Annotated in this window: 15 protein-coding genes; 11 read left to right on the top strand and 4 right to left on the bottom strand. The window is 73.4% G+C overall.

Annotated features, from left to right (window positions below):
* Positions 1 to 48: 48 nt before the first annotated feature.
* Together ACO229_RS25965 and ACO229_RS25960 are read right to left on the bottom strand one after the other, a co-directional pair.
* The gene (locus ACO229_RS25965) at positions 49 to 1,548 is read right to left on the bottom strand and encodes an amidohydrolase family protein (protein WP_423463215.1); all 1,500 of its coding nucleotides are present in this window, start codon (positions 1,546 to 1,548) and stop codon (positions 49 to 51) included.
* Positions 1,545 to 2,189 (bottom strand): FMN-binding negative transcriptional regulator, encoded by a 645-nt coding sequence (locus ACO229_RS25960; RefSeq protein WP_423463214.1) that lies wholly within the window; start codon positions 2,187 to 2,189, stop codon positions 1,545 to 1,547. The genes ACO229_RS25965 and ACO229_RS25960 overlap by 4 nt, the downstream gene beginning before the upstream one ends.
* Before the next feature lie 161 nt (positions 2,190 to 2,350).
* On the opposite strand from ACO229_RS25960, the gene ACO229_RS25955 reads away from it, so the two are divergent.
* The 8 genes from ACO229_RS25955 (at position 2,351) to ACO229_RS25920 (ending at position 10,423) form a co-directional block, all read left to right on the top strand.
* Entirely contained in the window at positions 2,351 to 3,961 is a 1,611-nt protein-coding gene (locus ACO229_RS25955) for an ABC transporter substrate-binding protein (protein WP_397414860.1), read from the top strand.
* Positions 3,958 to 5,382, top strand: coding sequence for a M14 family zinc carboxypeptidase (locus ACO229_RS25950; protein WP_423463213.1), 1,425 nt, complete (start codon positions 3,958 to 3,960; stop codon positions 5,380 to 5,382). Before ACO229_RS25955 ends, ACO229_RS25950 begins: the two co-directional genes overlap by 4 nt.
* Positions 5,379 to 6,305, top strand: coding sequence for an ABC transporter permease (locus ACO229_RS25945; RefSeq protein WP_397414854.1), 927 nt, complete (start codon positions 5,379 to 5,381; stop codon positions 6,303 to 6,305). Before ACO229_RS25950 ends, ACO229_RS25945 begins: the two co-directional genes overlap by 4 nt.
* Entirely contained in the window at positions 6,298 to 7,209 is a 912-nt protein-coding gene (locus ACO229_RS25940; RefSeq protein ID WP_397414851.1) for an ABC transporter permease, read from the top strand. The genes ACO229_RS25945 and ACO229_RS25940 overlap by 8 nt, the downstream gene beginning before the upstream one ends.
* A 22-nt stretch (positions 7,210 to 7,231) precedes the next feature.
* Positions 7,232 to 7,759, top strand: a complete 528-nt coding sequence (locus ACO229_RS25935; RefSeq protein ID WP_423463212.1) for a GbsR/MarR family transcriptional regulator — start codon at positions 7,232 to 7,234, stop codon at positions 7,757 to 7,759.
* Positions 7,756 to 9,441, top strand: a complete 1,686-nt coding sequence (locus tag ACO229_RS25930; protein WP_423463211.1) for a dipeptide ABC transporter ATP-binding protein — start codon at positions 7,756 to 7,758, stop codon at positions 9,439 to 9,441. The genes ACO229_RS25935 and ACO229_RS25930 overlap by 4 nt, the downstream gene beginning before the upstream one ends.
* Positions 9,442 to 9,599: 158 nt before the next feature.
* The gene (locus tag ACO229_RS25925; protein ID WP_423463210.1) at positions 9,600 to 9,917 is read left to right on the top strand and encodes a hypothetical protein; all 318 of its coding nucleotides are present in this window, start codon (positions 9,600 to 9,602) and stop codon (positions 9,915 to 9,917) included.
* A gap of 110 nt (positions 9,918 to 10,027) precedes the next feature.
* Positions 10,028 to 10,423, top strand: a complete 396-nt coding sequence (locus tag ACO229_RS25920; RefSeq protein WP_397419419.1) for a hypothetical protein — start codon at positions 10,028 to 10,030, stop codon at positions 10,421 to 10,423.
* Positions 10,424 to 10,502: 79 nt separating this feature from the next.
* On the opposite strand, the gene ACO229_RS25915 is transcribed toward ACO229_RS25920, so the two are convergent.
* Positions 10,503 to 12,443 carry an HNH endonuclease gene (locus ACO229_RS25915; RefSeq protein WP_423463209.1) on the bottom strand — a complete coding sequence of 647 codons (1,941 nt, stop codon included), beginning with the start codon at positions 12,441 to 12,443 and terminating at the stop codon, positions 10,503 to 10,505.
* 302 nt (positions 12,444 to 12,745) lie between these two features.
* Here ACO229_RS25915 and ACO229_RS25910 point away from each other — a divergent pair, with 302 nt between their 5' ends.
* From ACO229_RS25910 to ACO229_RS25900, 3 genes are all read left to right on the top strand, one after another.
* Complete coding sequence (locus tag ACO229_RS25910; RefSeq protein ID WP_423463208.1) at positions 12,746 to 15,304, top strand: SGNH hydrolase domain-containing protein; 2,559 nt, start codon at positions 12,746 to 12,748, stop codon at positions 15,302 to 15,304.
* A gap of 28 nt (positions 15,305 to 15,332) precedes the next feature.
* On the top strand, positions 15,333 to 16,628 hold the full coding sequence (locus tag ACO229_RS25905; RefSeq protein ID WP_423463207.1) for an acyltransferase family protein: 1,296 nt from the start codon (positions 15,333 to 15,335) through the stop codon (positions 16,626 to 16,628).
* Between the two features lie 121 nt (positions 16,629 to 16,749).
* A complete protein-coding gene (locus tag ACO229_RS25900) occupies positions 16,750 to 18,246 on the top strand; it encodes a S8 family peptidase (protein ID WP_397418544.1) in 1,497 nt (498 codons plus the stop codon).
* Between the two features lie 76 nt (positions 18,247 to 18,322).
* Here ACO229_RS25900 and ACO229_RS25895 read toward each other — a convergent pair whose 3' ends face one another.
* Positions 18,323 to 20,521 (bottom strand): acyltransferase family protein, encoded by a 2,199-nt coding sequence (locus ACO229_RS25895; protein ID WP_423463206.1) that lies wholly within the window; start codon positions 20,519 to 20,521, stop codon positions 18,323 to 18,325.
* Positions 20,522 to 20,597 lie beyond the last annotated feature (76 nt).

The raw sequence follows: 20,597 nt of genomic DNA, 5'->3' as shown, positions 1-20,597 counted from the left end.
GGCCCCACCGACCCGCCACAGCAGCCGGTGAAGAGGCCGGCCCCGAGGTCAGAGCGCCCGGTGCGTCCAGCGGCCCGACAGGAGCGTGCCCGCCACCGGCATCTCCCGGAGCGCCACCGCGGCAGTCTCCGCACCGGCCGTCAGCGGGTCGGCGTCCAGCACCACCAGGTCGGCGGGTGCTCCCGCCGTCGGGCGCAGGCCGCGGCCGTCGGTGGAGGCCGCCAGGGCGGTCGCCAGGCCGATCCGCTGCTCGGGGTGCCAGGCCGGACGGCCGTCGCGCGTGCGGCTGACGGCCGCCGCGACCGCGATCCACGGGTCGAGGGGTGCCACCGGCGCGTCCGATCCGAGAGCCAGCACGGCCCCGGCGCCGGCCAGGGCGCCGTACGGGAAGGCGCGGCCGGTGCGGCCGGCCCAGTGCCGGTCGGCGACGTCGCGGTCGTCCAGGGCGTGCTCGGGCTGGACGGACGCGACGACGCCGAGCTCGGCGAAGCGCGCCAGGTCGGCGTCGTCGAGGAGCTGCGCGTGCTCGACCGAGCCGCGTGCCCCCGAGGCGGCGAAGGCGTCCAGGGCGAGGGTGTTGGCGTGGTCGCCGATCGCGTGGATGGCGCAGCGCAGGCCGCCGGCGTGGGCGCGCCGCATGAGCGGGACCAGCTCGGCCGGCGGCACGGAGAGGATCCCGTGCGCCTCGGGCCCGGTCAGGCCCGGGTAGGGGTCGTGGCAGTAGGCGGTGCGGGTGTTGAGCGAGCCGTCGGTCACGACCTTGTAGGGCCCCTGCTCCAGCAGGCCGCCGGTACCGGGCAGCACGTCGCCGGTGCGCAGTCCCTCGGCGAGCACGTCGTCCAGCCAGGACGTCCAGACACCGGCGCGCACGCGCAGGCCGTCGAACCCGGCACCGAACCGGCGCCGCCAGGCCGTCAGGTTGTCGGTGATCTCCAGGTCGACGACGCCGACCACGCCACGTGCGGCCGCGGCCGCGGCGGCGTCGGCCACCCAGGCGTCCGCGAGGTGGTCCGGCACCCGGTCCACGGCGGCGGCCAGCGGCAGCCACTCGGCCTCGCGCAGCACGCCGGTCGGGTGGGTCCCGACACCCACGAACCGCAGGCCGGCCGTGCTGAGCCAGGCGCAGTGCAGGTCGCCGGAGACGAGCACGACGGGCGCCTCGCCCACTGCCTCGTCGAGCAGCGCGGCGGTGGGGACGTCGGGCCACAGCGCGTCCCGGAACCCGTAGCCGACCAGCGCCGTGCCGGGCTCGGGCGGCCGCTGCGCGAGCCGGTCGCGCACCAGCGCGACGACCTCGGCCGCTGATCCCGCGCCCGACAGGTCGAGCCGGCGTCGCACGAGTGCCCACTGCGTGAGGTGCACGTGCGCGTCCCACAGGCCGGGCAGGACGAACCGCCCGCCGAGATCGACCCGCTCCACCCCGCTGTCGCCCGGCCGTCCGGCCGCCGCGACACCCGCAACCACCCCGTCCCGGACCAGCACGTCCACGAGCCCGTCCGCGGGGCCGTCCCCCACCAGGCGGGCGTTCGTCAGGAGCAGAGCCGTCATGGCGCGTCCGCCGGGCGGCGGGCCAGCTCCGCGCGGACCTCGTCCGCGAGCGCCGGCTGCGCGTAGTGCGGGTCCGTCTCCAGCGCCGTCACGACCCGTTCCACCACCTCGCGCGGCTTGTCCTGGCTCAGCTTGGCCTTGCCCTGCCAGCGGACGACGCGCAGGCGGAACCCGGCGGCGCCCTTGGCGATGCGGTGCGCGTACTCCTCGACGGCGGGGAGCCGCACGGGCTCGGGCATGACGGACTCGTACCGGTCGACGGTGTCGGACAGCACGGCGTACGTCTCCTGCGGCCCGAGCAGCTCGACGGTGCAGTACAGGTGCACCGCGAGGTAGTCCCAGGTGGGTACGGCCGGCGTCATCGCGTACCAGCCGGGCGAGACGTAGCCGTGCGGGCCCTGGACGACCAGTAGCGACTCGCGGCCGCTGTCGAGCGAGTGGAGCACCTCGTCGGGCCGGCCGACGTGGGTGAGCAGGCTCATCGGCTCGCCCGGCGCCGTCTCCTCCAGCAGCACGGGCAGGTGGGACGCGACCGGGGCGCCGTCGTCGGCCACGGAGACGAGGGTGGCCCAGCCGTGGTCGCGGACGAGGTCGCGCACGCGGGCCTCGTCCTGGATCTCGTAGTCGCTCGTGTGGATCACAGGGGTATCGAACCACTCCCGGGGGTCCTGGACGTGTGACCGCCGCGTAAAACTTTCATTTCCTTCTGAAACTTCATTGACCTTGATCGGCGAGGTGCGCTCAACTGTTCGGCACCCGAGCTGGACCCGGTGCGCGAGAGCGCACTACCCGTGGAGGAACCATGAACCCGAGACACCGGCCGCTCCCCCCTCTGGCGACCGTCCTCGCGCTGACGCTGGCCCTGTCCGCCTGCGGCACGGCCGGAGCCGACGACGACGCCGGCACCGGCGGCGGCGGATCGATCAGCGTGGCCGTCACCGACCCGCTGCAGACGATCCCCGCCCGCCAGACCGTGGCCTACGACCTGAACATGGCCGTCTGGTCACCCCTGACCTGGGTCGACGCCGACGGTGAGCTCACCTACGTGGCCGCCGAGTCCATCGAGTCGGACGACGCCACCACCTGGACGGTCACGCTGCGCGACGGCTGGACGTTCCACGACGGCACGCCGGTCACCGCCCAGTCGTACGTCGACTCCTGGAACGCCGTCGCCTACGGGCCGGACGCGTTCGAGAACTCCGGCCAGCTCGCCGGGATCACGGGGTACGACGACCTGAACCCCGCCGAGGGCGAGCCGAAGACCACCGAGATGTCCGGCCTGGAGGTGACGGGCGACCTGACCTTCACGGTGACGCTGGAGGGCCCGGACGGCCAGTTCCCGATGCAGGTCAGCCAGGCGCAGACCGCCATGTACCCGATGCCCGCCTCCGCCCTGGAGGACATGGACGCCTACAACCGGCACCCCGTGGGCAACGGCCCGTTCGCCGTGGTGGGTGACTACGTGGAGAACGAGCCCATCGAGACCGAGGCGTACGCGGACTACCAGGGCCCGGAGCCGACGGTCGACGCCATCACGTTCGTGCCCTACGCCGACGCCACCACCGCGTACACCGACGTCCAGGCGGGCAACATCGACGTCGCGAGCGTTCCGGCGGCGCGCCTGCCGCAGGCCTCCGCCGACTTCGGCGACCGCCTGTACACGTTCGACGCCCCGGGCATCTCCTACCTCGGGCTGCCGCTGTGGGACGAGCGGTACTCCGACGTGCGGGTGCGCCAGGCCATCTCCATGGCCATCGACCGCGACACCATCTCCGAGGTGGTCTACGGCGGCCTGTACACGCCGGCCACCGCGTTCACGCCGGCCGTCGAGGCGGGCACGCCCGAGGGCATCTGCGGCGAGTTCTGCGAGTACGACCCGACCGCCGCCAAGGCGCTGCTGGACGAGGCCGGCGGGTTCGACGGCACCATCGACATCTACTTCCCGGGCGGCATCGGGCTCGACGAGCTGTACAAGGCCATCGCCAACCAGCTGCGGCAGAACCTGGGCGTCGAGGCCGTCGCCACGCCGAGCGCCGACTGGGCCGAGTTCTCCGAGAAGCGCACGGCCGGCGACATCGACGGGCCGTTCTTCTCCCGCTGGGGCGCTCTCTATCCCAGCCAGCAGAACACGCTGCGCTCGTTCTACGTCGAGAACGGCGGCTGCCCCAACTGCATCCCCTACTACGAGGACGACGTGGCCGACCTGATCGCGGCCGCCGACGCCGAGGCCGACCCGGACGCGGCGGCCGAGGCGTACGCGGCGGTGCAGGAGCGCCTCCTGGCGGACTTCCCCGCGCCCCCGCTGTTCTTCGAGACGTACTCCTACGTCACCTCCGAGCGGGTCGCCGAGCTGCCGACGTCGGCGGTCGGCAACCCGACGTTCTCCGCCGTCGTGCTCGCCGAGGGCGCATGAGCCGCCCGCTGACCGACGGGGGTCTCGACGCGGGCCTGCTCGACGACGTGCTCGACCGGGCCCGCGCCGTCCCCCCGACCACCGACTTCCCCACCGTCGACGCCCTGCTGGACTGGTTCGCGGCCCTGGCCGACGACCACCCGGCGCTCGTCCGGCGGCGGCGCGTGGGCACGTCGCGGCTCGGGGAGCCGATCGAGATGTTCTCGGTCGGCGACGGGCCGCGGCCGCACCTGCTGTTCGCGGGCGTGCACCCCAACGAGCCCATCGGGTTCCGCACGCTGCAGCACCTGGCCGCCGAGCTGGTGGCCGACCCTGGGCTGCGCGCGGCCACGGACGCCACGTGGCACCTCGTGCCCTGCATCGACCCGGACGGCACCCGGCTCAACGAGTCCTGGTTCGGCGACCCCGCCGACCGGGCCGCCTACGCGCGGGGCTTCTACCGCCCCGCGCCGGCGGAACAGGTGGAGTGGACGTTCCCGTTCGCCTACGAGGACGCGTACTTCGACGACGTGATCCCGGAGACCCAGGCGCTCATGCGTCTGATCGACGAGCTGCGCCCGGAGCTGATGGTCAGCCTGCACAACGCGGAGCTCGGCGGCGTGTACTACTACCTCAGCGAGGACCTACCCGACGCCGTCGGGCCGCTGCACGCCGTGCCCGCGGCGCTGGGCCTGCCGCTCGACACGGGTGAGCCGGAGTCGCCGGCGCTGGAGCGGCTCGCCCCGGCGGTGTACCGCGCGGGCTCGACCCGGGACGAGTACGACTACCTGAAGTCGCTCGGCCTCGACGCCGCGTCGCTGGTCGGCGGCGAGGGGTCGGCGGCCTACGCCCGGCGGCACGGCACGGTCACCCTGATCGCCGAGCTGCCGTACTGGTCGCACCCGTCGGCGGACGACACGAGCGAGACGTCCGCCGACTACGCCGACGTCGTCCGGGCCAAGGCCGAGGCGCTCGTCGAGCTCGGCACCACCCTGACGGGGCTCCTGGACGAGGCCCGGGACGACCTCACGCTGCGCAGCCCGTTCCTGCGGGCCAGCGAGGCGTTCGTGCCGATGATGACCCAGTCCGGCACCAGCGAGCTCGCCCGCGCCGCCCGGCTGCCGGCACGACCCGCGACCGGCGCCGAGGTGTTCAGCAGCGAGGAGGTGGTGCGGATGTTCCGGCTGCGGTTCGGCGGCATGCTCGTCCGCGCGCTGGAGGCACAGGCCGGGGCCGGTCTCGCCACGGCCCGGCTGCGCCGCGTGCACACCCGGGCCCGGGCGGTCTACGACGCGTGGCTCGCCGACGCCCAGGCCGTGACCGGCCTGGAGGTGCTGCCGGTCGAGCGGCTCGTGGGCGTGCAGTACGGCGCCACGCTCGCCGTGTCGCACGTGCTCGCCGCCCGGGACGGCCGGGCGGGCACCGGGGGCGGACGCCGATGACCCGGCGCATCGCCCGGCGTCTGGTGGACCTGCTCGTGGTCTTCCTCGGCGTGACGCTGATCATCTACCTCATGGTGTTCGCCCTGCCCGGGGACCCGATCGCCGCGCTCGGCGGGGACCGGCCCCTGGCACCGAACGTGGTGGCCGAGCTGCGCGAGCGGTACCACCTGGACGAACCCGTGCTCCAGCAGTACCTGCGCTACCTCGGCGGGCTGCTCCAGGGCGACCTCGGCACCACGTTCCAGGGCCAGTCCGTGGCCGACCGGATGGCGCTGCGCTGGCCCGTCACCATCACGCTGGCCCTGACCGCCTGGGGTATCGAGGTGCTCCTCGGCGTGCTGCTCGGCCTGTTCGCCGGGCTGCGGGCCGGCACCGCCGGCGACCGCCTCGTGCTGGCCGGCACCGTGGTGGCCACCTCGATCCCCGTGTTCGTGCTGGCCGTGTCCGCGCAGCTCTGGCTCGGCGTGGAGCTCGGCTGGTTCCCCGTCGCGGGCACCGGCGAGGGCTGGCCGACGGCGTACCTGCTGCCCGCCGCGGTCGTCGCCGTGTTCGGGCTCGCCTCCGTGGCCCGGCTCATGCGCGGCTCCGTCATGGAGACGCTCCGCACCGACTTCGTGCGCACGCTGCGGGCCAAGGGCCTGCGCGAGCGCCAGGTGGTCGGGGTGCACGTGCTGCGCAGCTCGTCGATCCCCGTGCTCACCTTCCTCGCGATCGACCTCGGCTACCTGCTGGGCGGCACCGTCGTCGTGGAGGGCGTGTTCAACCTGCCCGGTGTCGGGCAGCTCCTGTTCCAGGCGATCCGCGCGCACGAGGGACCCACCATCGTCGGGGTGTCCACGGCGCTGATCCTCGTGTTCCTGCTGACCAACCTGCTCGTCGACCTGCTCGCCTCCGTCCTCGACCCGAGGATCCGCCATGACTGAACCGCTGCGTGAACCCCTGACCGAACCCTCTGCTCCCGGGGACGCGCCGGCCGCCGTGCGCCGCGGTGCCTGGCGCACCCTGCGCCGTCGGCCCCTGTTCTGGGTGGCCGCGGGCGTGCTGGTCGTGCTCGCGCTGGTCGCCCTGGTCCCGTCGGCGTTCGCCGGCTGGTTCGGCCACCCCGACCCGCGGGCCTGCGACCTGGCCGCGAGCGCCCAGCCGCCCGGCGCCGGCCACGTGCTCGGCACGGACGTGCAGGGCTGCGACGTGTGGGCGAACGTCGTGTACGGCACCCGCGCGTCCCTCACCGTCGGGCTGCTGTGCACCGCCCTCGCCCTGCTCGTCGCGCTCGTGGTCGGCACCCTGGCCGGGTACTACGGCGGCGTGCTGGACCGGGTGGTCGCCCGGCTGACCGACGTGTTCCTCGGGTTCCCGTTCCTGCTCGGCGCGGTGGTGGTGCTGACGTCGGTCGGCACCCGGTCCGCCGTCACCGTGGCGCTCGTGCTCGCGCTGTTCTCGTGGCCCACCATGGCCCGGCTCGTCCGGGGCTCGGTGCGCGCGGTGCGCGACGCGCCCTACGTCGAGGCGGCACGGGCCATGGGCCTGCCGGACCGGCGGATCGTCGCCCGGTACGTGCTGCCGAACGCGCTCGGCCCCGTGCTGGCGGTCGCCACGACGATGGTGGGCGGCGTCATCGTCGCGGAGTCCACGCTGACGTTCCTGGGCCTCGGCCTGAACGCGCCGTCGATCTCGTGGGGCCTGCAGCTCTCCAGCGCGCAGTCCTACTTCCAGACCTCGCCGCACATGCTCGTGGCGCCCGGCGTCGTGCTCACCGTCACCGTGCTGGCGATGATCACCCTGGGTGACGTGCTGCGCGACGTCCTCGACCCCAGGGGTCGATCGTGAACCCGGCTCCTAGGGTGGCCCCATGACCAGCCACACCCCCGCTGACCAGCCCTCCGACGAGCCGACCCTCGACGCCGCCGCCGAGCACTTCGTGGAGCAGTTCGCCCTGACGTGGACCGCCTCGCACAGCCCGCGCATGGAGGGCCGGATCGTCGGCCTGCTGATGATCGTGGACCGGCCCTACCTGTCCTCGCAGCAGATCGCCCACCTGCTCAAGGCGAGCGCCGGGGCGGTCTCCACCGGGACCCGGCGGCTGGTCGAGACGGGGTTCGTCAAGCGGCACTCGGTACTCGGCGACCGGCAGCACTACTTCCGCGTCGAGGACGACATCTGGGGCAGCTTCCTGGCGGGCGAGCGGGCCTACCTCGGCCACCTGGGCCGGGTGATCGACGACGGCCTCGCGATCGCCGGCGACGCCGAGGGCCCGCACAAGCGGCTCGTCAACGCACGCAACTACATGGAGTGGCTCGCCGGCTACCACCGCAAGATGCTCGCCGACTGGGAGGCGTACCGCGACGCCCAGCCGGCCGACGGAACAGGAGAACCGTGACCGACGCCGCCCCCGCGCCTGAGCCCGTGCTCGCGCCCGTGCTCGCCGTCCGCGACCTGACGGTCACCTTCCGCGTCGACGACGGGCGCGCGCCCGACGTGCACGCCGTGCGAGGTGTCTCCTTCGACGTGCTGCCGGGTGAGGTGCTCGCCGTCGTCGGCGAGTCCGGCTCCGGCAAGAGCGTGACCTCGCTCGCCCTGCTGGGCTTGCTCGGCCGGCACGCCACCGTGGGCGGCAGCGCGCTCCTGGGCTGCGAGGGCCAGGAGCCCACCGAGCTGATCGGCCTCGACCGGCGTGCCCTGCAGGACGTGCGCGGCCGGCGCGTCGCGATGGTCTTCCAGGACTCGTCGAACGCGCTCGACCCCGTGTTCACCATCGGGTTCCAGCTCGACGAGATGCTGCGGCGGCACGCGCCCGACCTGACCCGCGCGCAGCGCCGCGACCGTGCGGTCGAGCTGCTGCGCATGGTCGAGCTGCCCGACCCGGCCGGGCGCCTGCGGTTCTACCCGCACCAGCTCTCGGGCGGTCAGGCGCAACGGGTGATGATCGCGATGGCGCTGGCCTGCGACCCCGAGGTGCTGCTCGCCGACGAGCCCACCACCGCGCTCGACGTGACCGTCCAGCGCGAGGTGCTCGACGTGCTGCGCCGGCTGCGCGAGCGGGTGTCCACGTCGATCGTGCTGATCACGCACGACATGGGCGTCGTGGCCGACCTCGCCGACCGCGTGGTGGTCATGCGGCACGGCGAGGTGGTCGAGGCGGCGCCCGTGCGCCGGCTCTTCGCCGCGCCGGAGGCGGCGTACACCCGCCAGCTCCTGGCGGCCGTGCCGCGTGTGGGGACCCCCGAACGGCCGAGCGGCGCCGTCGGGACGGACCGGCCCGCCCTCGCGTTCGAGGACCTGGTGGTCGAGTACCGCGACCGGCGCGGGCGGACCGTGCGCGCCGTCGACGGGGTCACGCTGGACGTCCGCCCCGGCGAGATCGTCGCCCTGGTCGGCGAGTCGGGGTCCGGGAAGTCGTCGATGGGCCGCTGCGCGCTGGGCCTGGCCCCCGTGTCCTCCGGCACGGTGAGCGTGGTCGGCACGCGCCTCGGCCAGGACCCGCCGCGGGCCGTGCGCGCCGCCCGGGCGCGGGTCGGCGTGGTGTTCCAGAACCCGGCCGCTTCCCTGAACCCGCGGTACTCGATCGGGGAGTCGGTCGCCGAGCCGCTGGCCGTGCACGCGGGACTGCGCGGTGCGGAGCTGGAACGGCGCACCGCGGAGCTGCTGGAGAGCGTCGAGCTGCCGGCGTCCTGGGTGTCGCGGTATCCGCACGAGCTGTCCGGCGGGCAGCTCCAGCGCGTGTCCATCGCACGCGCGATCTCGCTGGGCCCCGAGCTGCTCATCGCCGACGAGCCGACGTCGGCCCTCGACGTCTCTGTGCAGGCCACGGTGCTGGAGGTGTTCCGCGAGGTGCAGCAGTCGCTCGGGTTCGCCTGCCTGTTCATCAGCCACGACCTGGCGGTGGTGGACGAGCTCGCCGACCGCGTCGCCGTGCTGCACCAGGGCCGGCTGGTCGAGTCGGGGCCGCGGACGCGGGTGCTGGGGCAGCCGGAGCAGGACTACACCCGGCGGCTGCTCGCGGCGGCACCGGTCCCGGACCCGGTGGCGCAGGCGGACCGGCGGGCGCTGAGTGCGCGGTAGCCAGGTGCAGGTTCCTGCAACCGGTGCTCCGCGTGGCGGAGCATGCTCCGTTCATGATGAGACGAGGAGTTGTGAGCGCGCTGACGCTGCTGACGATGGTCTTCGCAGCGCCGGCGCGGGCCGTGACCATCGAGTACAACGTGGTGATCGACCACTAGGTGTCATGCACCGAGCGGATCACCAAGACCTGGGGCGAGGGCTGCTACCAGCGCAACGGTGACTACTTCTGGGTCACCGATGACAGCAACGACGGGTACAGCACGGGCGTGATCTGGCGACACCCGGACACCGGGCGTGAAGGGATCTGCCGCAACAAGGACGGATTCCTGGGCGGCGGAGTCCGGACCTGCAACAAGGACTTCCCCGAGAACACGACGATCCGCTACCGGCTCGCCCGCTGCGACGGCAGCACGTACACCTGCAAGAGCCTGAGCCACTGGGTGAACAGCTCGGGCACCATCGAGGTGAATACCTGACAGTTCGTCCAGCCGCCCTGAGCCGAGCGCCGGCCGCCTGCAGGTTCCTGCAGGCGGTCCACGCTCGTCACAGGCATGCTCGTCACATGATGAGACGAGGAACGATAGCCGTGCTGACCTTGCTGACCCTGGTGTTCGCGGCGCCGGCGCAGGCCGCGACCGTCGAGTACAACGTGGCCGTCAGCAACGACATATCGTGCAGCATCGTCCTGCAGAAGAGCTGGGGCTCGGGCTGCTACCGGCAGAACGGCGACTACTTCTGGGTCACCGATGACAGCAAGGACGGGTACACCACGGGTGTGATCTGGCGGCACCCGAGCAGCGGCCGCGAGGGCATCTGCCACCACAAGGGCGGCGCGGCCGGCGGCGTCCGGACCTGCAACAAGGACTTCCCGGAGAACACGAAGATCCGCTGGCGGATCGCGCGCTGCAACACCGACGCCTACACCTGCAAGCACCCGGGCCACTGGAGGACCACGTCCGGTGTCATCGAGGAGACCACCTGACGGTCCTTCGCGGCGCCGACTGGAGCCTGACAGGTCGCCGGCGGGCACCTGTCGGGCTCTGCCATGCCGCCACGGGTGATCAGAACGGCGGTTCCTCCGGCAGGACACGGATCGTTCGGAGTGCCGGACCGCCCTTCTGGTCGTGATTCCTGCTGGTCGGCCGCTTCTGTGTTCCGAGGCGGTGGTGGAGGTCGTCCGCGAGGCTGGTGACGTCACTGCTGATGGTTGGTCCGTCGCTGACGGTTGATCCGTCGCCGGCGGCAGACCTGTCGCCGGCGGGTCCCTCGCCGACGGCGGGCCTGTCGCTGATCGTGAGGTCGGTCCGCGTGGCGGGTCGTGTGTAGGTGTGGCCGGTGGGTGCGGTCCAGGTGGTGGTGCCGGTGGTGGGGTTGCGGGTGGGGGTCCAGCCGTGGTGGGTCTTGGCGAGGTGGTGGGCGCGGCACAGGGGTTGCAGGTTGTGGGCGCGGGTCTGGCCTGGGGTTCCCGGCGGCTGGTGCTCGGGGTCGAGCCCGTGGTTGTAGGGGTGGATGTGGTCGAGGTCGGCCCAGCGGGCGGGTCGGTCGCAGTGGGGGAAGCAGCAGGTCTGGTCGCGGGTGGTGACGGCTTGGCGGAGGATCTTGCCGGGTTGGTAGGTGGTGGTGGAGTAGTCGGTCAGTATGCCGGTGGCCGGGTCGGTGATCAGGCGTTGCCAGGTGGCGTCGGTGGCGATGTGTGCGGCTGTCTCGGCGGGGATGGGTCCGTAGCCGTCCAGGTGTGCGGGGGTGTCGTCCAGGCCCAGGAGCATCGTGGCCGGGAGGGTCAGGCGGACCTGTGGTCTGACGGGGATCACCTGGATCGTGGTGCCGCCGCAGGTGCAGCCCCCGCAGGTGCAGCCCGTGGCGGGCACGGTGGTGCGTGGCAGGGCACCGGGGCCGGCATTGGCGTCGGCGTCGGGGCCCGCGTCGGGGCCTGCGTCGCGGTCGCGCGTCCCGGGCATGCCGGTCGCGGCCGGGCTCGTCGCGGCCGGGCCGGTGGTCGTGCCGCTAGCGGCGGTGCCGGTGCTGGTCGTGGCGGTGGTCGTGGGGGTGGTGTGGTCCGGGGTGCGTGCGGGGGTGCATTCGGGGTGGGGTGGGACGATGATGCGGCCGGTGGTGATGGCGACCAGGGCGTCGGCGCGGGCCTGGGCCAGGGTGCGGGTGGTGCCTGGTGTGCGGTGCAGGGTGTGGGCTGCTTGGTCGATGGCGTCCCAGACCGCGGTGGCGTCGGTGGCGGGCAGGTTCGCGCTGATCCAGGCCATGGTGTTGTCGGCCGGGTCGAGGTAGACCGCGCGGCGGGTGCGGGCGTGGGTGGTGACCTGGTTGGTGCCGTGCAGGGCGGTGGCGTAGGTGTTCATCGCCTCGCGTAGCCAGCGGCGTGTGTGGTCGGGGGCCTGGGGCAGGTACCGGGTGATCGCGTCGTGGCGTTCCTGGTGCGTGAGCGGGTTGCCGGCGTGCAGCAGGATGTCGGCCTTGGGTGTGTCGATCTGTCCGTTGTGCAGGGCGGTCATGACCTGGGGGTGCTCGGCCAGGCCGGTCCCGCGGGCCATGAGCTTGTTCGCCTCGCCCTGCGGGACGCGCAGGCGGGCGCTGATCTCCGCCGAGGCGGCGTTGTGCTCGGCGGTCCAGTTCCGGCGTCGGGCGATCTGCCCGGTGGCCCGGGACTGCATCGCGGTGGCCCAGGAGATGACCTGTTGCCACCGGGCCGCGACGTCCAGCAGGAGGGCGTCGTCCAGGTCAGCGACCTCCACCCGCTCCAGCACACCCACCAACCCCGCACCCACCAGCCCTTCGGTCAGTGGCGTGGGCTCGGTGCCTGTCCTGGCGGCCGGGTGCTGGGAGGGCCACGCGACCAGGGCCGCGGGAGCGGTGCTCGTGTACTCGGCTGTCATCCCGCCCCAGCTCAACAGTGGTACCACTGTCCGTGCCGGGCGTGCGGTCACCGACGGCCCGGTCAGCACCTGCCCCAGCACACGTTCCAGCGTGCGTTCCAGCGTGTTTTCCATGCACGCAGGACGCTCCACCTCCGTGCTCACCTGCTCACCCACACTCCCACCCCCTACCGCCCTTAGACCTATCAAGCCGTTCGCATACGTCGAATATATGTTCGATATCCGGCCGTCGCATCACCAGATCCAAATCTGTGGACAACTATCGACATCCCGGCCTGCGGCCCGAGATCCATCGCCGGTTCGCCGCCGCACCCGCCGAGGCAGAGATGCACCCACCCAACCTCCTCCGGAACACCGAGACCATGGTGTTATCTGCCCTCAATGTGGACGTAAGCCGCACCCTCTAGCGTTCCTGGATGCCTCACTCCCGGAGCATCGTCGACACGGTGATTCCGGCCGCCTCGATCCCGGTGGCCGTAGTACCTACTGCGCCGACACCGGCCGCCGGCCGGCAAGCCGGCACCGCCCGCCGGGTCGGGGCGGTCGACGGGCTGCGCGGGCTCGCGCTGCTCCTCGTCGTCGCGTTCCACCTGTTCGGGCACGGGCGCGTGTCGGGCGGCGTGGACGTGTTCCTCGTGCTCTCCGGGTACTTCGCCACGGGCACGCTGCTGCGCCGGGCCGAGGACGGCACGCTGCGGCTCGGCGCGCACTACGCGCGCACGCTCGCCCGGCTGCTCCCGGCCGCGCTCGTGGTCCTGGCCGCCGTGACGGTCGCGCTGTTCGCGCTCACGCCGCGCATGCGCTGGTCATCGGGGCTGCGTGAGGTCGGGGCGTCCGCGACCTTCTGGGAGAACTGGGAGCTGGTCCGCTCCGCGCTCGCGTACGGCGCCGCCGGCCCCGACGCGAGTCCGCTGCAGCACTTCTGGTCACTGTCGGTACAGGGCCAGTTCTTCGCGGTCTGGCCGTTGGTGGTGCTGGGCCTGGTCGCCGCCGCGCGCCGCACGCGGCGCCGGGCGCGTACCGAGCGGTCGCGGGCCGGCCAGGCTCCGGCCGGGCACGGAGGGGCCCGGCACCCGTCGGACGGACCGCCGCCGTCGGCTCGCGGCCCCCTGACGCCCCGGGGGCTCGTCACCGTCGTGACACTCGCCGCCACCCTCGCGTCGTTCGGGTACGCCCTCTGGCTCGTCACCGTGGACCAGCCGGTCGCCTACTTCAGCACCTTCACACGGTTCTGGGAGATCGGCGTCGGCGCGCTCCTCGCCCTGGCCCCGCGCCTCTCGGGCACTCTGCCCGGCCCGGTCCGAGCGGGCCTCGGGTGGTCCGGCCTCGCCCTGGTGGTCGGCTCCGGTTTCCTGGTCGACGGCGCCGTCGCGTTCCCCGGCCCGTGGGCCCTGGTCCCGGTGGTCGGTGCCGCGCTGGTCCTCGCGACGGTCCTGCCGGACACGCAACCATCCGGCAAGGCCCACTCCGCCAACACCCAGCCCGGCAACACCCAGCCCCGCAGGGCTCCGACCCGCGTTGTCCCACCAAGCAGCACCCCGTCCACCAGCACCCCACCCGACACCACCCCACCCCGCAGCGCCACCACCCCCGGCTGGACCGCCGGCGCACTGCTCGACAGCGCACCCCTGCGGTTCGGCGCCCGCATCTCGTACGCGCTGTACCTGTGGCACTGGCCCGTCCTGGTCTTCTGGCTGCTGACCACCGGCGCGCACCGGGCAGGACCGCTCGCGGGCGCCGGCATCCTCGTCGTGTCGACCGCGCTGGCGTGGCTCACCACCCGCTACGTCGCCGAGCCGGCGCTCGCCCACGCCGCGGCCGCCGGCACCCGGCGACCGGCACCCGCCGGCGCGGCGCCAGGCACCAGCCCCACAACCGGTCCGGGCACCAGCCCCGCAACCGACACCAGTCCCGCAACCGACACCAGCCCCGCAACCGACACCAGCCCCGCAACCGACACCAGCCCCGCACCCGCTCCCGCCGGCATCCGGACCGACCCACCGCGCACCACGCCGTCGGCCCGCTGGATGCCGGTGGCACTCCTCGGCACCGCCGCGCTCCTGCTCGGCGGCACCCAGCTCGCCGCCACCGCGCACGACGCGACGGTGCGGCACGACGTCGCCGACCTGCGCACTCCCTCGCCGGACCACCCGGGCGCCGCCGCGCTCGCCCCCGGCGCCGTCGACATCCCGCCGACCACGCCCTTCCGGCCCGCGACCTGGGTCGCGTTCGACGACCACCCCGGCCGCCCGGAGTGCGCGCAGAGCGCCGACCGGCCCGAGCTCCTGGAGTGCACGGTGGTCGCGCAGGACGACCCGACCGCCGTCGTCTACCTCGCGGGCGCGTCGCACGAGCTGCAGTACGAGGACGCGTTCGCGGCGCTGGCCCGGGAGCACGGCTGGGAGCTGCGCGAGATGCTCAAGCACGGGTGCCGGCTGGCGACGTCGGGCGCGGGCGGCCTGGCCTACCCGCCGTCGTGCGCCACGTGGAACGAACGGGCGCTGGACGCGCTCACCGCGGCCCGCCCGGACGCCGTCGTCGTCGTGGGGACGCGGACCTTCGAGGACGGGTCGCCCGAACGCGTCATGCCCGGCCAGGTCGGCGCGTGGCGCGTCCTGGCCGACGCCGGGGTCCGCGTGGTGACCGTCCGCGACAACCCCCGGTTCGAGTGGTTCGTACCCGTCTGCATGGAGGACGAGAGCATCCCGGACGCGTGCGGGCGGGCCCGCGCGGAACAGCTCGCGGCCGTCTCCCCCGTGACGACGGCGGACGACGTACCCGGCTCGGTCGTCCACCTCGACCTCACCGACTCGATCTGCGGGCCGGTCATCTGTTCGGCGGTGGTCGGCAACGTTCTCGTATATCGCGACGACGATCACCTGACCAGTACCTATGTGCGTACACTCACGCCCGTGATCCACGAGCAGCTGCGGTCGTCCGCCCCGTGGCTGTTCGCCGATACACCCGCCCCATAACCCCGACCTCTTTGGTAGGTTTTCGCGCGTGCCCGCCCTGACTGACTCCGCCGCCCCTCCGCCCCGCACGAAGCGCGCCCGGATGGGTGTCCTCGACGGGCTCCGGTTCCTCGCCGCGGCGGCGGTGATGCTGTTCCACTACACGGCGCTGGGCAACCCGTCGTGGGGCGTGCCGCCCACCCAGGTGTTTCCCGGGCTGTCCGACCTGACGGCGTTCGGAGCGTTCGGCGTCGACCTGTTCTTCGTCATCTCGGGCTTCGTCATACTCCTGACGGCGTGGGGCCGGGACGTGCGCTCGTACGCCATCTCGCGCATCACCCGTCTCTACCCCGCCTACTGGGTGGCCGTGCTGCTCACCGGCTTCCTGCTGCTCGTGCTGTGGCCCGACCGCCGGGACGACGTCGAGCTGACCACCGTGGGCGTGAACCTGACGATGCTGCAGTCGGCGTTCGGGATGCCGCACGTCGACGGCGTCTACTGGACGCTCTGGGTGGAGCTGCGGTTCTACGTGCTGGTCGGCGTGCTCCTGGTCGTCGGGCTCACCGGCGCACGCGTGCTCGCCTTCGCCGCCCTGTGGCCCGCCGCGGGCGCGATGGCGCACGAGGCCGGGCTGGACCTGGTGGCGAACCTGCTCGTCTGGGACTACGCCCCGCTGTTCGCCGGCGGGATGGCGCTGTTCCTGCTCACCAAGGACCGCCGCTCCCTGATCGCCTGGCTGGTGCTCGCCGAGAACGTGATCCTCGGCGCCGCGTGGTCCGGGCGCGAGACCGCGAACATCATCGTGTCCAACACCGGCCACGCCGTGCCCGACGCGCTGTCCGCGGCGGCGGTGGCAGGCTCCTTCGCCCTGGTGGCGCTCGCCACGCTCACACGCCTGCGGCACGTCTCGGCGGCCTGGCTGACGACGGCGGGCGCGCTGACCTACCCGCTCTACCTGGTGCACGAGTACTGGGGCTGGTGGGTCATCCACCTCCTGCACGACGCCCTGCCGCGCTACGTGGTGCTCGCGGCCGCCGTCGTCGTGGTGCTCGCGATGGCCTGGCTGATCCAGCGGTTCGTCGAGAAGCCGCTGGCGCCGGTGCTCCGGGACGGCCTGCGGGGTGCGTTCGCGCGGCTCGCGCTGATCGACCCGCCCACCGTCCGCCGCGGCGACGCGACGCACGGGGCCGGCCCGGGACCGGACGGCCGGGCCGGCGAGGCCGGGGCGGTGCAGCCCGCGGCGAGCGAACCTCCGACGACCGGGGCCGTCCCGGCAGTCACCGGCAGCAGCACCGGCAGCAGCACCGGCACGGTCCGCGAGACCGCGGGAACCGCCGCGCGCTGACCGCGACGTCTGTTTCACCCCGGTTAAAAGGATGCCGGACCCACTGGCGATCCCCGCCAGGACGCGTAGGTTGCCCTACGGGTCCCACCCGGGGGCCCGCTTTCATCCAGGAGAGTGATCCATGCGCATCTCCCACGCCCGGCGAGCCGTCGCCGTCGCCACGGCGACGACGCTCGCACTGACCGCGCTCGGCAGCGTCGCCGGAAACGCGGCCGACGAGCCGGAGTCGACACCCGTCCCCATAGTGACCCCCGACGGGGCCTTGTTCTCCTACGTGGTCAACACCGACCGGGCCGGCGCCCACGACACCGCCCTCGCGGTGAAGGCGGTCACGCGCGCCGACGGCGTCGTCGTGCAGTCCTGGCCGCAGATCGGCGTGATCGTGGCGCACTCCGCCAACGGTTCCTTCCGGGAGGACGTGGTGGCGGCCGACCGGTTCGGTGTCATCGAGTCCGTCGGGGCCACCCGCACCGTCTCCCCCACCGAGGGCACCCCGGGCACCGACGCCCCCGCAGGCACCCAGCGGGAGAAGTCGGTGGTGGGCCAGGCGAAGAAGGAGTCCGTGGGCGGCACCGTCGACGGTCCGTCCCGCGCCGCCGCTGCCGACGACCCGGGCGAGGTCACGCAGTGGGACATGCAGATGATCAAGGCCGACCAGGCCCTGGAGGTCAACGACGGCTCGGCCCGCGTCACCGTGGGCGTGCTCGACTCCGGCATCGAGGCGTCCCACCCCGACCTGGCGAGCCAGGTCGACGCCGACCAGTCCGTGAACTGCACCGACGGCGGCCGGCCCGACCTGTCGGCCACCGGCTGGCTGCCCACCACGTCCGACCACGGCACGCACGTGGCCGGCACCATCGCCGCCGCGCAGAACGGCACGGGCATCGTGGGCGTCGCCCCCGGCGTCCGGCTGGCCTCCGTCAAGGTCGTGAACGACGACGGGTTCATCTACCCCGAGTACGCGGTCTGCGGGTTCGTCTGGGCGGGCCTGCGGCACATGGACGTCACGAACAACTCGTACTACGTGGACCCGTTCATGTACTGGTGCGAGGACCAGCCCGACCAGCGCGCCGCGAAGGAGGCCGTGCGCCGCGCGGTCGAGTTCTCGACGAAGCGCGGTGTGGTGCACGCCGCCGCCGCGGGCAACGCCGCGACCGACCTGGCGAACAACACCACCGACACGAGCAGCCCGAACGACTCGACGGCGGTGCAGCGGGTCATCAACTCCGGCTGCGAGGACATCCCGGCGGAGCTGGACGGCGTCGTGACGGTCTCGTCGCTGACCCAGACGGGGGCCCTGAGCTCGTTCTCGAACCGTGGCCTGGACAAGATCGACGTCGCCGCGCCGGGCAGCTCGATCCTGTCCACGACGCTCGACGGCGGCTGGGGCCTGAAGAGCGGCACCTCGATGGCGTCCCCGCACGTCGCGGGCGTGCTGGCGCTGCTCAAGTCGGCGCACCCGACGTGGGGCCCCGCCCGCCTGGAGGCGGCCGTCCGCGCCCAGGCCGACGACCACGAGTGCACCACCGCCTCGGGCCCGGCGTGCGTGGGCACGCCGTCGAACAACAGCTACTACGGCGAGGGCATCACCAACGCCCTGACCGCAGTCACCCCGTGACGACCCGCTGAGTGCGGGACGTTCGCCCTCCTGGCCACACGCCAGGGGCGAGCATCCCGCACTCAGCGGTCCGGCGTCAGAAGCGGGTGCGGATCTGCGGGGTGTCCGGGCGGTTCTCGAACAGCCACTTCGCCTTGGCGCGGAGGGCCTGGTGGAGGGGGCGGGCCAGGGTCGTCGCGAAGGTGGCCGTCATGTGGTCGTCGTCGCGGTAGACCAGCACGTTGCCGACCACGCCCTCGCACATGGCCGGGCCGCAGATGAAGCGCGTCAGGTCCAGGTGGACCGCCGAGCGCGGCGACCCCTTGGCCTCGTGGACGGGGTTGACCGCCGAGAAGGCGTCGACCCGGGCGCGGGCACAGCCCGCACCGTCGGGGTGCTCCTCCACGCACGCGGGCACGTCGAACTCGAACCGGGGGTTGTCCCGCAGGGTGATCACCCGGATCCCGGCCTTGGCGAGCTGCTTCCAGGCCCGTGTCTCGGCCGGGTGCACCTTGTCACCCGGGGCGATGGTCGAGGTGCGGGTGCCGATCACCATCACGGCGTCGGGCCGCATCTGCTTCAGCATCGCCATCGCGTTGACCCGCCAGCTCCAGCACATGTCGCTGACGTCCGCCTGCTCCCCCACGGGCGGCGCCTGGAGCCGGCACCCGCGCCGGGCCATGAGCAGCACGCGCCAGCCCTCGTCGGCGCCCACCTCCGCCATGGCCGGCGCCCACTGGATCGTGTGCGAGTCGCCCACCATGACCACGACCCGCCGGGGGTCGGGCGCGTCGGACAGGAGGCACGTCTCGGGCACGTCCGAGCCCGCCGTCTCCTCGTTCGACTGGATGCAGCCGTCGTCGTCGATCTCCGGCCGGTCCTGGGCCGCGACGGCCGCCGCGGGCAGCACCGGCACGTCCTGCGGCACGGGCTGCGCATAGCGCGGGTCCAGGGCCAGGGCACCCGGGTAGTCGGTCGCGCCGTCGTCGCCGGCGGCCTCCGCCACGGCCTCGGCCTGGGCCAGCAGCTGCGCGTCCTGCCGTTCCAGCAGCCGCACCCCGACGACGGCGCCGCCCGCCACGAGGGACACGCAGACGGCGGCGGCCACCAGTGCCCGCACCCCGCCGAACGCCTCCCGGAAGCGCTGCGCCGGGTCGGCCACGAGCTTGGTGGTGAGCCAGGAGAGCAGCACCGAAGCGGCCAGGATCGCCGCGGCGCCGAACCAGTCCACGCGCTCGAGCCCCGTGTGGTGCAGGTAGGCGATGAGCAGCGGCCAGTGCCACAGGTACAGCGCGTACGAGATGTCGGCCACGAACCGCAGCGGTGCCACCTGCAGCAGGCCGCGCGGCCCCCAGCCGGCGGTGCCGCCCGAGCCGAGCAGCACGAGCAGCGCCCCGCCGACCGGCCACAGCGCCCAGGCGCCCGGGAACAGGGCCCCGCCGTCGAGCACGAACCCGCTGGACACCACCAGGCCGAGCCCGGCCCAGCCGAGCAGGGGGCGCACGGCGCCGGGCAGGCGCAGCCAGGGCAGCGCCAGGGCGAGGAACCCGCCGATCCCGAGCTCCCAGAACCGGGCCCACGAGTGGAAGTACGCGACCGGCTGGTCCACGCCGTGCAGCTCCTGGGCGAACACGAACGACGCCACGCTCGCCCCGGCGACCACCACCAGCAGCAGGCCGCGCGCGCTGATCCGCACCAGGCGCGCCAGGGCGACGACGACCAGCACCGCCACGGGCCAGGCGAGGAAGAACTGCCCCTGGACCGACATGGACCAGAAGTGCTGGAGCGGGCTGGTCTGCGGGCCGGCCGCCCCGTAGGCGAGCTGGCCCGAGATCATCTCCCAGTTCACGTAGTACAGCGCCGAGGCGATGATCTCCCTGCCGGTCTGCACCCAGATGCCGCGCGGCATGACCAGCCAGGCCAGCACCGCCGTGGCCGCGAGCACCAGGAGCGCCGGGGGGACCAGCCGCGCGAACGTGCGGCCGTAGTGCTCACCCAGGCGCAGCTCGCGACGCTCGGCACGGCGCAGCAGCGAGCCGGTCGCCAGGAAGCCCGACAGCACCAGGAAGACGTCGACGCCGCCGGAGACCCGGCCGTTGCCGAACAGGTGGAACGCCACCACGAGCGCGAGGGCGAGGCCGCGCAGGCCGTGCAGCTCGGGGATGTGGCCGGACCGGCCGCGGGGCGCGGCGTGCGCGGGTGGGCGGGCGGCGCCGTCCGGCGCGGGCTGCGTGCCCGACGTGCCCAGAACTGCCGGCCCGAACACGGGCTGCGGCGGGTTCGAGACAGCGCTCACCTGGGGACCTCCGGATCGTTCTACGGGCCAGGGCGCCGCGCCGTGCGGCGGCCGGTCTGGCCCAGCCATTCTGCGG

This window comes from Promicromonospora sp. MS192 (assembly GCF_049532985.1).
In the GTDB taxonomy this organism is placed as follows: domain Bacteria; phylum Actinomycetota; class Actinomycetes; order Actinomycetales; family Cellulomonadaceae; genus Promicromonospora.
Note: the sequence above shows the minus strand (reverse complement) of the source record. Positions and strands in the feature narration are given on the sequence as shown.

Coding starts and splice junctions, on each gene's coding strand:
- ACO229_RS25965 (WP_423463215.1), bottom strand. CDS start 1,548: ATGACGGCTCTGCTCCTGACGAACGCCCGCCTGGTGGGGGACGGCCCC.
- ACO229_RS25955 (WP_397414860.1), top strand. CDS start 2,351: ATGAACCCGAGACACCGGCCGCTCCCCCCTCTGGCGACCGTCCTCGCG.
- ACO229_RS25950 (WP_423463213.1), top strand. CDS start 3,958: ATGAGCCGCCCGCTGACCGACGGGGGTCTCGACGCGGGCCTGCTCGAC.
- ACO229_RS25945 (WP_397414854.1), top strand. CDS start 5,379: ATGACCCGGCGCATCGCCCGGCGTCTGGTGGACCTGCTCGTGGTCTTC.
- ACO229_RS25940 (WP_397414851.1), top strand. CDS start 6,298: ATGACTGAACCGCTGCGTGAACCCCTGACCGAACCCTCTGCTCCCGGG.
- ACO229_RS25935 (WP_423463212.1), top strand. CDS start 7,232: ATGACCAGCCACACCCCCGCTGACCAGCCCTCCGACGAGCCGACCCTC.
- ACO229_RS25915 (WP_423463209.1), bottom strand. CDS start 12,443: ATGGAAAACACGCTGGAACGCACGCTGGAACGTGTGCTGGGGCAGGTG.
- ACO229_RS25910 (WP_423463208.1), top strand. CDS start 12,746: ATGCCTCACTCCCGGAGCATCGTCGACACGGTGATTCCGGCCGCCTCG.
- ACO229_RS25900 (WP_397418544.1), top strand. CDS start 16,750: ATGCGCATCTCCCACGCCCGGCGAGCCGTCGCCGTCGCCACGGCGACG.